Genomic DNA, 12,343 nt, shown 5'->3' on the forward strand with positions numbered 1-12,343 from the left:
ACACCCCCTGAGCGACACGCTCTGCCGGATCCGGCGCCGGTGGGCCCGGGTGCATGAGGAGTTCCGAGCCCATACGTGCGACGGCCTGCTGAGCTGGTTCATTCCCGCTGGTGCGGCGCCGCTCCCGGTAGGCGGCGACCGCCGTGGGCAGGGTGGGGAAGATCCGGTCGGCGCCTACGGACCCGGTCAGTCCGTAGGCGTCCAGATCGTCCGGCAGGTCCTGCTTGACGCGGGCGAGCGCGAACACGACGCCGCGCCGGGCCAGTTCGCGGCGCAGGGCGTCGACGGCGTCGAGGGCGGTGATGTCGACCTCCACGTCGGCCTCGGCGTTGAGGACGAACCAGCGCACCGGGCTGTCCTGTTCGTCGACGGCGGCCAGGGCCCGGCGCCGGAAGTCCTCGGCGTTGGCGAAGAACAGGGGCGAGTCGTAGCGTGCTCTCTGACGCCCAGCGCGCGGCGGGCAGGAGGCGCAGCTCCCCGGGACGGGGCCTACCGGCCTCGGTTGCGGCCTTGCCCCACCGTTCGGTCCCTCAGTCGTGCGGGACGACCGCCACCGGGGCGGCGGCGTGGTGCAGCACGGCGTGCGTGACCGGGCCGATGCGCATGCCGAGAGCGGGTCGGTGCACCTTGCGGCCGACGACCACCAGCCCGGCGTCGACGGCGGCCTGCAGCACGACTCCGGAAGCGGACGCGAGATCGAGCGTCTGGACCACCGGCACCTGCGGGTACTTCTCCCGCCACGGCTTCAGCAGCTCGTCCAGGTCCCTGGCCGCTCGGGCCTTCTGGCCGCCGTCCTCGTCGCGGATGTGCAGTGCAGCCGGGTTGTAGCCGAAGACGGGAGCCAGCTGCCAGGCGTGCACGGTGCGCAAGGTCGCTTCACGCGCGGCCGCGGCGGCGAACGCGAACTCCAGCAGCGGTTCGGCCAATTCACTCAGGTCCTGGAGCGCGACGACCACTTCGGCACCGTCCGGCTCGGCGGCGGACCGTTCGTTCGCCCGGACCATCACGACCGGGTTCTTGGACCGGGCGAGTACATGCTGGCCGACGGATCCGAGCAGGAAGCCGGCGATGGCGCCGTGCCCGCGCGAGCCCAGCACCAGCATCTCCGAGCCCTCGGCTTGGTCCAACAGGACCGGCGTAGCGAGGTCGGAGACCTGCCGGGTGTCGATCGGCAGGTCCGGATACCGGGCGGCCAGATCCTCCTTTGCCTCGCGCAGAGTGCGCAGGGCCCAGCTCTTCTGGGTCTCCAGGTCCTCGGTGACAGGTACGTCGTGCGGCTGCCAGATCCAGGCGTTGACCAGGCGCAGCGGCAGTCCGCGGCGCTGTGCTTCCCGGGCGGCCCAGTCCGCTGCCGCCAGGCTCTCGGGGGAACCATCCAGACCGACAACGATGGTGCGAAGCATGAGAATTACCTCCGTGTCCGGTGTGGCGGGGCCGCGGACGTTCCGCCTGGCCCTCGCTCCGAGCGTGGTGGAGGAACGACGGCAGGCCCATGGGCCGGTGGTCCCTGGTTCGGTCCTGAGGGCCCTGCAGACAGCCGTCCTGTCCGGGGCCGGTGGCCTCGCTCGGCACGGCAGGCCGCAGGCCTCCCGCTGCCGACCGGGGCAGGTGTTGTCGGGCCGAACGTCCCTCGATCCGCCCCCGTACGGCCCACGTCCCGTCCGACACGGAGCTCGCAGGCTGGTCTCACACACGAGAGACGGACCGGAAGGACGACGGACATGACCGTGCGGGTAGGCATCAACGGCTTCGGACGCATCGGACGCAACTACCTGCGGGGTGTGCTGGAGCGCGCGAAGACCGGTATCGGCACACCGATCGAGGTGGTGGCCATCAACGACCTCACCTCCCCGGCGGCATTGGCCCATCTGCTGGAGTATGACTCGACCTACGGCCGCCTGCGCCGCACCGTCGAGCACGACGACACGTCCATCACGGTGGAGGGCCACCGCATCGCCGTGACCGCCGAACGCGACCCCGCCGAGCTGGCCTGGGGCGAGTTCGGCGTCGACGTGGTCATCGAGTCGACCGGCCGCTTCCGCACCCGCGAGGACGCAGGTCTCCATCTGAAGGGCGGCGCCCGCAAGGTGCTGCTGTCGGTGCCCGGCAAGAATGTCGACGCCACGATCGTGATGGGTGTCAATGAGGGCACGTACGATCCGGACAGCGACCACGTCGTCTCGAACGCCTCCTGCACCACCAACTGCGTGGCACCGATGGTGAAGGTCCTCGACGAGGCCTTCGGCATCGACAAAGGTCTGATGACCACCATCCACGGCTACACCAACGACCAAGTCGTGCTGGACGGCCCGCACAAGGACCCGCGTCGTGGCCGTACCGCCGCCGTGAACATCATCCCGACCAGCACCGGAGCCGCCCGCGCGGTCGGTCTGGTGCTGCCGGAGCTGGCCGGCACCCTCGATGGGCTCGCCGTCCGCGTCCCGGTCGAGGACGGCTCACTGACCGACCTGACCCTGGTGCTGAACCGGGCGGTGACCGCAGACGAGGTCAACGCCGCGTTCCGCGAGGCCGCCGACGGGCCGCTGAAGGGCATCCTGCGGGTGTCCGACGCCCCGATCGTCTCCCGCGACGTCGTCGGCGACTCCGCCTCCTGCGTCTTCGATGCACCGCTGACCCAGGCCCACGGAAACCTGGTGAAGGTCTTCGGCTGGTACGACAACGAATGGGGCTACACCAGCCGGCTCCTCGACCTCACCGAATACGTCGCGGCCCGTCTTCCGGCGAACTGACGATCGCGTCTCCGTCCCCAACACTGGCCGCCGCACCGGATCGAACTCCGGGCGGCGGCCAGTCGCCGTTCCACGGAGACTTCGTGCTGCCCGGCTCTGGATCCGTGCCAGGGCCGAAGGTCTCTCCACAGGCAGTGTGCTTCGGGCCGATCGGCCCCTGGCGCGGGCCCGCCCGGCCCTCGGCCGCTACCGCCCCGGCCTGGGACGGTACCTGTGTCGTACCGCCCGGAACCCGACCGAGGCGGCACTCGGAACAAGGGGGGCGTGACGATGGGTACCAAGGGGAGGCTGTGGCGCTGGCGGCGCAATCCGCTGCGGCGCAGGTCGGACGCCACGGAGGCGTGGGTCGTCCTGGCGACGGGCCTGGTCATCGTCATCGGCGCGCCGATGACCGGGGCGGTGACGGCATGGACAGTTCAGGACACCCTGGCCCGACAGCGTCAGGACCTGCACAGCACCACGGCGGTGCTGACAGAGAACGCACCGGCCCTGCGTGCGTACATGGACGGTGGGTCGGCGCGTACAGCGGTGCGGTGGACCGCACCGGACGGAACCACTCGCACCGGCGACGCGAAGGTGAAGGTGGGCCTCAACACCGGTGACCGGGCCACCGTGTGGACCGATGACAGGGGAGCCCTCACCGACGAATCCCTCGGCACAGCAGAGGTGGAAGCCCGGGCCGGACTGTCCGGGGCTCTGGCCGCGGGCGGGGTCTGCGCCGTGCTGCTGACCGGCTCCTGGGTCGTCCGGCGACGCCTGGACGCGCACCGCGCGGGCGCGTGGGAACGCGAATGGGCCGAGGTCGGCCCGGATTGGGCCCGCAAGCACGCCTGAGCGCCGCCGCATCGTGGGCGGCGGTCTCGCTGCCGCTGCGACGACCGTAGGCACCCGCGCGAACTCCGAAGCGCTCCGCGTGATGCGACTCGTTCAAGGAACACGGAAGTGGTCTGAGTCGGGCGTCACGTCGCAGGACTGAAACACCAGCTCTGTCTCTGACGAGAGCGTGTCCTGCGGATCGCCGTGTGCGTTTGACATGCGACACACATGCACTGTGTCAGTAGCCCCGATCCGCACTCCTGCGTCGGATCGGGGCCATGCATCTGCCGGGCCGTGGCACGGCAGCCGGAGGCCCTGGGTAGTCATGGCCGACCACGGCTCATGGCCTCCCCATGAGGATGCCGTCCGACCGTCGTCAGTGTGCGGACAGACAGCGCAATCCAAGGGTCCTGGGCATGGTGCTTGCACTGCAACGCGCGCACGGTGCCGCTTGCTTGCTCTGGGGATCGCGACGGGCAAACGGTCCGGCTCTGCGGAGCGGGCCGGCGCAAGGTTCTGCGTTCGGACCAGTAACCGTGGAGCCCCGGCCTTCGCCGCGTCACCTTGTAAGAGTGACATCCGGACCGCGAGGCCTTTCGAACGGGCAGGCACGGTCCGGAGAGCCGCTGCGGTAGCGCTTCGTTCCCCCACGGTGTTGGCGCAGCGTCTCTCCGAACTGGCGGCTGCAAGTTACTCGTGGGGGATCACCGCAACGGGCGCCTTGGCATGGTGGAGCACCGCGTGCGTGACCGGACCGATGCGGGTGCCGAGCGGGGTGCGGCGGATGTGCCGGCCGACGACGACCAGCGAGGCGTCGCGGGCCGCATCGACCAGATGATTCCCCGCGTTGCCGATCGCGATCTGCTCGACGACGTCGACCCCGGGGAACTTCTCGCGCCACGGAGCCAGCGCCTCGGTCACCGCGCTCTTCTCCTGCTGGTTCAGCTCGTTGGTGAGCGCCGGGTCGGCGGCCAGTCCGTAGGCGAAGTAGGGCGGCAGGTTCCAGCCGTGGACAACGCGCAGGGTCGTCGCGCGGCGGGCCGCGGCCTCGAATGCGAACTCGATCACCGTGTCGTCGGGATGCTCGTGGTCGAGGCCGAGTACGACATCGCGGTACGCGGTCGTGGTTGACGGGCGACCCTCGGGATCCAGCTGGTGCTCGTCCTCGGCCCGCGCACCGGAACGTACGAGGACGACCGGCCGGGTGACCTGGCCCACGACGCTGAGCGCCACGGATCCGACGAGGTAGCCGACGATCCCGCTCAGGCCGCGGGATCCGATGACCAGAGGTTCGGCTTCTTCGGCCGCCGCCGGCAGTACTGTCGTGGGTGCCTCGCGGACCTGTTCGGAGGTGAGCTCCAGATCCGGGTGGTGGTGGCGCAGACGATCCGTCGCCTTGTGCAGTACGCGGTCGGCCCAGTGGCGGCGCGTCTCGTCGTCCGAGACGGGCTCGGCGTACGGCTGCCAGTCCCAGGCGTGGACGAGATGCAGCGGGAGTGCGCGGAGCTCGGCCTCGCGGGCGGCCCACTCCGCCGCGGCAAGGCTCTCGGGCGAGCCGTCCAGGCCGACGGTCACGGTACGGGGCATGGTGAGGACCTCCTCGGGATCGGTGTACTGATCACGCTCGCAGTTCAGGGGAGTTCCGAGGGAGGGCCGACTGGCCCAAGTAGGCAAGGCTGTCGGCCCTGTTGGGCGAGCGCGCAGGATCGTCCAGGCACCGCGCGGAGCAAGCCGCGGTGCGCGCTCGCAGGAGCGTCCCTGGTGTGTGTGGCAGTCCGGACTGGCCGTTGAGGCCCATCGGACCTGTCTCATGGCTCCGGGTCCTACGGTGGTGCAGATGATCAACCGCTCCACCGGAGGAGAGCACATGGAGATCGTCGCGTATGGCTCCTCGCGGACGAGGAGCCACTGCTGCACGACGCATTAGGCAGTGCCTTCGCTGACCGCCATGAACTGCGCTGTCTGCGGCTGTTCTTGTGGTGCTGCGTCTCGGCTACGGCCCGAAGGGCCCGGCGACACCCCGCCGCCCCGTACGGGACGTCCTTGAGATCGCGTGATCGATTGCAGTGACGGCCTGCCCGACGGGACACCCCTGGCCGGAGAAACGCTCGGTGGCGAGTTTGGTCCCTCAGGCACTGGAGATCCGTACGAAATCCAGGCTGACTCCCGGATGTGGATGCGCCGCCAGGGCACCCCGGGCCTTGTGCCGCTGGGTGACCGGTCGGGCGACGGCTGCCTGAGGGCTGGATCTCACGCTGTATGCGCGCCGCGCTTTCGACGAGCCCTTCGGCTCCCCGGACATGTCCACTGCTCAGTTCACCGCACGTTATGCCGGCCATGTCCGCATCACCGCCCTGTGCGAGGTATCGCCGCCCACGTGGCCGCGGCGCTGGAGCGCTGACCACGCTGGTCCATGGCCGGGCGATCGCACAGCCTGGACCAGCGGCCGATCAGGCTGTTGAAGGCGCCCCGGATCCGGACGGTTCCGTGGCGGGCAGCATGGTCAGCAGCATGACGCTGGGCTCGGTGGCGCGCACGGTGTGCGGCAGTCGAGCGGGCAGGTGGATCGAGCTGCCCGGCACTGCCTCGGTCTTCTCGTCGCCCAGGACCAGGTCGAGGCGGCCCTGGACGACCTGGATGACCAGTGCCGGTCCGGACACAGCCGCCCAGCGGTCGGCGAGCTTGGTACCGGCCGCTTCCCAGAACTTGTCCATCCCACCTCCGTCGGGCGATGTCCGTGGAGTCGGCGCCCCCCGCCGCAGCCGGTTCACGCATTCACGCCGGACGCCCGCGAGCCCGCGACTTGGGCGGCCGGTCCAGCGCACAGAGAAGCATCGGTTGCGAACCCCAGCGCACGGTCGCAATTCCGTGCCCGCGCGCCTTGGGCGCGTTGAGTTGGGCCAACGTTGCCCGGCCGCACCCCTTGCCGCGCTGAGGTGCTGTCTCACCGCCTGGCAAGGCCGGGCCTCACCCCTGGTCCACTGCCAGCCGCAGTCCCGGACCTCTATGGCATGGCCAGTGGCCTGAAGTGCTCATTAGAGCAGTAGCGCGATCATCGCGCCGATCGCCGCCAGCACGGTGAGCACGGCGTACACCGCTAATCCGGACGTCACCCCTTTGCCCGTGATTGCCCTGACCTTGTTCCGTCCCCACTCTTTGCTCACATGGGCGAGCTCCTGTCCGCTGACGCGCTCACTGAGTCCGCACCAAGGCATCAGACGCTTGAGCGACTCCGCTCCCAGGAGAGAGGTGACGACCAGGAACGGCCGGGCCTCGGTTCCGACGAGTCGAGCCTTGCCCGCGGAGAAGTCCCCGGCCGCAACGCGGGATGTCAGGTCCACGAGCATTCCAGCGGCCCGCTGGCGGTTTGCCGGGGAATCCGTGTCCAGCAGGACCGTGTCGGGGCCGGGCACCCTGTCCGCGGGAGGCACGGCGAGATCTGTGGCGCGTGCTATGACCTCGGCCCATGCATCGGCGTCCACGGCGAAACCCTTGGCGTCCCGAAGACCGTAGGAGACGGGCACTCCGCTCTGCAGCCCTCCGGTGAGGAACAGACATGCCACAGCGGCGAGTTCGCTCGGCGGGACGGGGCCAGTACCGGCACCCAGAACCGACACGCGGATGTCCCGATTCATGTGGTCGCTCTCGGCGGTCACCGTAGGGTGGAGACCGGTCATCAGCAGGATCCACACCTGTTTCCGATCCGGGCGCTCTCGCAGCGTGTACAGGAGCAGGGAAGACTTGGAGTCGTCGACGATGTCGCTGATGGAACGGCCCCCGCAGCCCTGCGCCAGCAGATTCCCCGGCGAGGGCACTCCTGTGCCCGGCGCCGTGGCAGGTGCCCATGAATAGTCCTGGTGGGAAAGGCGGCCGCGGGACTGCATGAACCAGGTCGTGGTCATGTTCACGCCCCTCCCACGGTCGGCGCCTGTAGATGCGGGTGGGGCTGTACGACCTCGATGCCGGGCCCACTGACCGTGCCCTCGGTGAATTCAGTGATGGCCCGCTCCAGCGCCTCGTCGTGGCCGAACATTCCGTCAAACGTCTCGCGCCAGAAGCCGCGCCGCTCACGCCGATAGACATTGAGCGCGAATCGAAGTGTGTAGCGCAGGGGCTGGTCGGTGTGAACCGGCCGGTATTCCGCGCCGGGGCGGCGGCTGCGGTAGTGAAAACGGAGTTGCCCGTCCATTGGATGGGTGATCGATGAGAAGAGGATGGAACCAGTGGTCTGCACAGGGACGACGACACAGCCGACTCGTGACCGTACGCTGGCGTGCGCGATGTGGTCGAACAAGGGCTTGTAGCCCGTACGCACCTGTTCCAGCAACTCTGTGGCGCCGTGCTGCGTGGCTACATATTTCTCGCACTTCAGAGGGACGACGATCAGGAGCCGCGGCTTGTCGTCGCTCCGCAGGATCTGCTTGACCTGTTCGTACATCAGGTACGGCGTGTTGATGTGCTCGTGGTACTGCCCGTCGCGTTCTACCAGCGCGGGGGTGTCGACCGCCAGGATGATGACCGGGCTTTCAGCGAGGGCGGTTCTGACGCCCTGGGCGACGGGATTGCCGTTGAGGTCTCGCAGAAGTCCCCCCGCGTAGTCGGTGAACCGCAAGACGAAGCGTGGGTTCTTGTCCTTGCGGCCGACCGCTATCTCATAGCGATGCAGGTCCAGCGCGGCCGTATTCGCGACCGCGTCGCGGACCTGGACCGATCGGGACAGGGACTTCAGGGTTGCGACGACGTCGGTGAGTCTGATCGCGGTGTCGCCCACTGGGGTGAGATCCAGGTCCGTGGCGCCGATCACCGAGGAGTACTGGACGTACATCGAGGCGAGCAGCGAGGTCTTGCCGGCGCCTGACGGGCCGAGCATGGTGACCTCGAGGACGTAGCGGTCGCGCATGCTCACGCCACGGCCTCCTCGGACGTCGACAACAGTGTGACAGGGACGGTCGAAGCCGCGAGGGCCGTCACCGCCGCGACACTCTCCGACCAGCGGCGCAGGTGCGCGGCGTCCTGGGCCAAGGCTGCGAACCTGCCAGGCCAGATTTCGGCTCTGATGTCTTGGTAGAACACCAGCCATTCTTCCTCGACGCCGGCCGAGGGGATGACCCTGTCGTAGAACTCCTCGACGATCGAGAAGATGGCCGCGCTCGGATCAGCGAGCGCTTTGTACAGCTCGCTCCGGCAGGTGTACAGCGCCTCGTTGTACGCCACCTCCAGCATCTCCCGAACCTGCTGGACCGTCGGACCCGGCTGGTGTGGGAAGGGCATCGCGGGGGTGTCGGCGTGCAGACCATCCAGGCAGGCTCGTACCCGGTGTTGGAGCATGCCCCGGTAAGAGAGCTGGAAGTCGGCCAGCAGTTGTAGCGCGTACCGGATCTCGCTTCCGCCGTTCTCTCTCACCCGCGGAACTCGTGCGGCCACTTGGAGCAGGAACTCCTGCCCGTCCTGAGCTGTACTGAGCCCACCAAGGCTGCCCGGCCCGCGCAGCACGTCCGCGACGCGCTGCTGCATCTCGGCGGTACGGGCATGCAGGGCCACGTCGCACTCCAGGAAGCGTCTCGACAGACGGGCCCGCGACTCGTTGAGGTACTTCCCGTACGCCATGCTCAACCCATCCTCGGCCGCGGCGCGTGCGACCAGTTCGTCCAGCGTCGGATGGGCCGGATCACACTCTGCCGCCTCCAGCACCGTGTCCACGGCATCGGCGAGCAGCCCGTCGGTCAGGTCCCGTTCACTACGCAGCTCCCGCACCAGGGCCGCAAGGGCATGGGCGAGTTGACCGTGCGTTTGCTTGAACAAGGAAGTGAACGGCAGGAACCAGATCTCGGTCGGCTGCGCCAGGTCGGCCAGTCGCTCCGCCTGCGCCGTCACGTGTGCCAGACGCTCGTGCAGTTCAGCTGCCTTCTCGCTGCGCACCGCCAAGTAGCGGTCGTCCAGGTCGTCGAGGTTCGCCAGCAGGTAATCCAGCACCCGGTCCATGGCGCTGGCCACGTCATCCGGCTGAGAGCAGTCCGCGATGTGGGCCTCGGCCACGGTGAACCGCGAGGCGGGCAGCCACTGCTCCGCCATCTTCCGGGCGTTCGCGCTGTTGTCGCCCTTCGGGCCGGAGCATTTGTTGATCACCAGGAACGAGCACCGGTTCAGGCCGGTGTCGGGCAGACCCTGCTGCACGTGGTCATAGAGCTGGTAGTCGGAGGTGTCGATGCCGTCTCCCAGCGGATCCGGACGGCGCAGGAACACCACCACGTCGATCTCATCCTTGAGAGCGGCCACGATCCGCTGCGCGTCCTGCAGATTGGAGTCGCCCAGACCGGGGAGGTCGATCAACGACAGTCCCGTCCAGTCCTGGTGCGCGAAGTGGGTGGTGATTCGCACGTACCGGACCGCACGGAAGATGTGGTAGCGCTGCTGGTCGTGCTCGTCGGACTGGGCCACGAACCGGCGAATCTCATGCGGACTGACCAGATGCGGCGACGCCATGCCCAGGTATCTGCGGTACTCGGGAAGTGCGGTGTGGTACTGAACCAGATGGTTGTACCTGCTTCCTTCGACGGAGGTCTCCCCGGAGGGCTCCGGGGGCAACGACCCTGAGAAGCGTTCGAGGGTGGTGGGGGCAGGGCCCAGCCCCAACTCCGCGTAGTAGGGGGCGATCACTTCCCGCAGGAAGGAACGCTCGCTGTGGAAGTACACCTGTGCCTGGGTGGGGACGCCTTCCTCGTGGCGCAGCACGCTCGTCACTCCGGTGCAGAACCCGCCGTCGCTGGTGGGCACCTCCTGGTCCGTCAGACCGGTCAGGCTCTGGATGAGCCGGCTCTTTCCCTGCCGGGCCTTTCCGATCACGCCCACATTGAGCGTCGTCCGCCGGAAACGGGCCGCGACGGCGTCGAGTGCGGCGACCTCGACCGGGAGTTCCTCCAGCAGCCCGTTCACCTCGGCGCCCAGCGCGACCAATCGACTCCGTGCCTCATCGGGCACCTGTCCCAACAGCTCGGTCCGCAGGGCCTCCAGCTCGCGCAGTCGTTCCAGAACATCCGTTACCCACGTGTGGGCGCGCTCCAGTACTTGTGCCTGCCGAGCGCGCCGCCGACGAATCTTCGTGATCCTGTCTGCACGCGACATGAGCCCCCCTCGCCGCAGAACGAAGCCCGGCGGCGGGACCGCCGGGTGCGCCGATCATGACAGGGAATGCCTCATATGAGCCTGCGATGACAAGAATTTTCGGAAAGTGGGCGATAGCGACCCCTACTGGCCTTTCGGATTGAGTTCGGGTGGTGACGATGGGTGATCCCTACGGTATGCCGGCGGTATGCGGAGGGTGAGGGCCTGACTGCTGAGCGGCGGGCTGTTCATGAGGTGCTCCGGCTGGAGGCCGGAGAGAAGCTCGACGAGCTGCATGCAGGTCCCGCCGTGCTGGAACTGCTCGCGCGTCAGGTCGAGTTCGACGCCGCTGGGCAGCCGGTTCCACCAGTGGAAGCTACGCTGGGTCCCGTCACGGTGCACTTCGCCCACCATGAGGTCCCCGCCGAAGACGTCGTTGACGATCAAGGCCGTGATGTCACAGTGCCCCCAGGCCGGGTTGCCGGGCTGCCAGTCGGCCTGGTCATCGGGCGAACAGGTGTCGGCGGCCCAGCTTGCGCGCAGGGCCTTGTCGAGATCGAGCAGGTTCCAAGGGATCATGCCGCCAGCATCGCAGCCGTCACTGACAACGGGACGGCGCAGGCGCCACAAGCCCGGCTCCTCTCCAACTCACACGAGCCTCCCAACAGTGGACGAATAGTCATACCGGACAGGGAGATCAACTGTCCGCCAGCAAGGACTTGAGTTGTCCGCTCACCCGGATGTCCCACTGTCCGTGGACATGGGGTTGTCCTGGATTGGCGACCGGGAACGGTGCCGACGGGCCGGCATCGATGACACGGTCCCCTTTTGAGCTGCTCTGCGTTTGGTGGAGTCCCGGGCCTGCCCCGAGTCGCGTGGAGTCGGGATAGGCACGGGGCTCCTCAGTCGCCGCGCGCCGTTCCGCCGCGGAGGTGTACGGCATCGCAGCGTCGACGGTGGCCGCCACCGCGTGGCGCTGATCGCGCCGCCGCCAACGAGCGGGTGGCCTGCGCGGGCTGGAAGGAGCGACGGCAACCGCTCACATGCTTCGCCCTTCGATGGCTCTGCGCTGGTTCTCGGTCGGGCGGCTGCTATATGAACGCCGCTTCGCCCCATCTGGACAGCGAGGGACTGTGGGACTTCCGGGCCCAGTTCGGCGACACCTGGCACCTGGTGCAGACCCTGTTGGGGCATGCGGACGTGTTCACCACGATCGACACGCAGTCGGAGCCATTCCGCGACCGGGACTTCAGCTGCTTGCGGAGCTTCTTCTGGTTCCCCTAGACGATCACGATGTAGTGCGCGCCCCGGCCGAGCAGGTACTCGGCGTCCTCGCACTGGGTTGCACCGCATCACTGGTCACGACGGTGCCCGCCAGGTCGGCTTCGGTCTATAGCAGCGGCTGGAAGCAGTCCGGCGGATCAAGCGCTTCGCGCTGGACGACGAACTCGATCACCTGCCCATCGTTGACATCGTCTCGGTCGCGCTGAACGAAGGGCTCACCGCCCGCGGGTTCTGAGCCCGACTGCAGTGCGCGTCGGGGGGGGGCCCCCCCCCCCCGGGGGGGCCCCCCCCCCCCCCCCCAAAAAAAAAACCCCAAAAGCGCGAGGGCACCCTAAAAAAGCGTGGGGACAAAAAAACCCCAAACCCCCCCCCGGGCTCCCCCCCGCGCGCCC

At 68.4% G+C, this 12,343-nt stretch carries 10 protein-coding genes and 1 pseudogene; 3 read left to right on the top strand and 8 right to left on the bottom strand.

What is annotated here, in order from left to right; translation table 11 throughout:
* Positions 1-118: 118 nt before the first annotated feature.
* Both ACFYO0_RS40915 and ACFYO0_RS40920 read right to left on the bottom strand, forming a co-directional pair.
* Positions 119-514: pseudogene (locus ACFYO0_RS40915) on the bottom strand (STAS domain-containing protein); the annotation flags it as partial.
* Positions 515-530: 16 nt separating this feature from the next.
* On the bottom strand, positions 531-1,403 hold the full coding sequence (locus ACFYO0_RS40920; RefSeq protein WP_388686560.1) for a universal stress protein: 873 nt from the start codon (positions 1,401-1,403) through the stop codon (positions 531-533).
* Between the two features lie 318 nt (positions 1,404-1,721).
* On the opposite strand from ACFYO0_RS40920, the gene gap reads away from it, so the two are divergent.
* Both gap and ACFYO0_RS40930 read left to right on the top strand, forming a co-directional pair.
* On the top strand, positions 1,722-2,750 hold the full coding sequence (gene gap / locus ACFYO0_RS40925) for a type I glyceraldehyde-3-phosphate dehydrogenase (RefSeq protein ID WP_388686562.1): 1,029 nt from the start codon (positions 1,722-1,724) through the stop codon (positions 2,748-2,750).
* Positions 2,751-3,020: 270 nt separating this feature from the next.
* Entirely contained in the window at positions 3,021-3,584 is a 564-nt protein-coding gene (locus ACFYO0_RS40930; RefSeq protein ID WP_388686564.1) for a hypothetical protein, read from the top strand.
* A gap of 672 nt (positions 3,585-4,256) precedes the next feature.
* Here the strand turns inward: ACFYO0_RS40930 and ACFYO0_RS40935 are convergent.
* From ACFYO0_RS40935 to ACFYO0_RS40960, 6 genes are all read right to left on the bottom strand, one after another.
* Positions 4,257-5,153 (bottom strand): universal stress protein, encoded by an 897-nt coding sequence (locus tag ACFYO0_RS40935; RefSeq protein ID WP_388686566.1) that lies wholly within the window; start codon positions 5,151-5,153, stop codon positions 4,257-4,259.
* Positions 5,154-6,016: 863 nt separating this feature from the next.
* On the bottom strand, positions 6,017-6,280 hold the full coding sequence (locus ACFYO0_RS40940; RefSeq protein ID WP_388686568.1) for a cupin domain-containing protein: 264 nt from the start codon (positions 6,278-6,280) through the stop codon (positions 6,017-6,019).
* Positions 6,281-6,601: 321 nt separating this feature from the next.
* The gene (locus ACFYO0_RS40945; protein WP_388686569.1) at positions 6,602-7,468 is read right to left on the bottom strand and encodes a hypothetical protein; all 867 of its coding nucleotides are present in this window, start codon (positions 7,466-7,468) and stop codon (positions 6,602-6,604) included.
* 2 nt (positions 7,469-7,470) lie between these two features.
* Entirely contained in the window at positions 7,471-8,466 is a 996-nt protein-coding gene (locus tag ACFYO0_RS40950) for a hypothetical protein (protein WP_388686594.1), read from the bottom strand.
* Between the two features lie 2 nt (positions 8,467-8,468).
* Complete coding sequence (locus ACFYO0_RS40955; protein WP_388686571.1) at positions 8,469-10,688, bottom strand: hypothetical protein; 2,220 nt, start codon at positions 10,686-10,688, stop codon at positions 8,469-8,471.
* A gap of 123 nt (positions 10,689-10,811) precedes the next feature.
* Entirely contained in the window at positions 10,812-11,297 is a 486-nt protein-coding gene (locus ACFYO0_RS40960; protein ID WP_388686572.1) for a hypothetical protein, read from the bottom strand.
* A 465-nt stretch (positions 11,298-11,762) separates the two neighbouring features.
* Between ACFYO0_RS40960 and ACFYO0_RS40965 the strand changes: the two genes are divergently transcribed.
* Positions 11,763-11,951, top strand: coding sequence for a hypothetical protein (locus tag ACFYO0_RS40965; RefSeq protein ID WP_388686574.1), 189 nt, complete (start codon positions 11,763-11,765; stop codon positions 11,949-11,951).
* The last annotated feature ends 392 nt before the right edge of the window (positions 11,952-12,343 follow it).

The sequence above is a fragment of the Streptomyces sp. NPDC006365 genome (genome assembly GCF_042870755.1).
Taxonomy (GTDB): domain Bacteria; phylum Actinomycetota; class Actinomycetes; order Streptomycetales; family Streptomycetaceae; genus Streptomyces; species Streptomyces xiangluensis.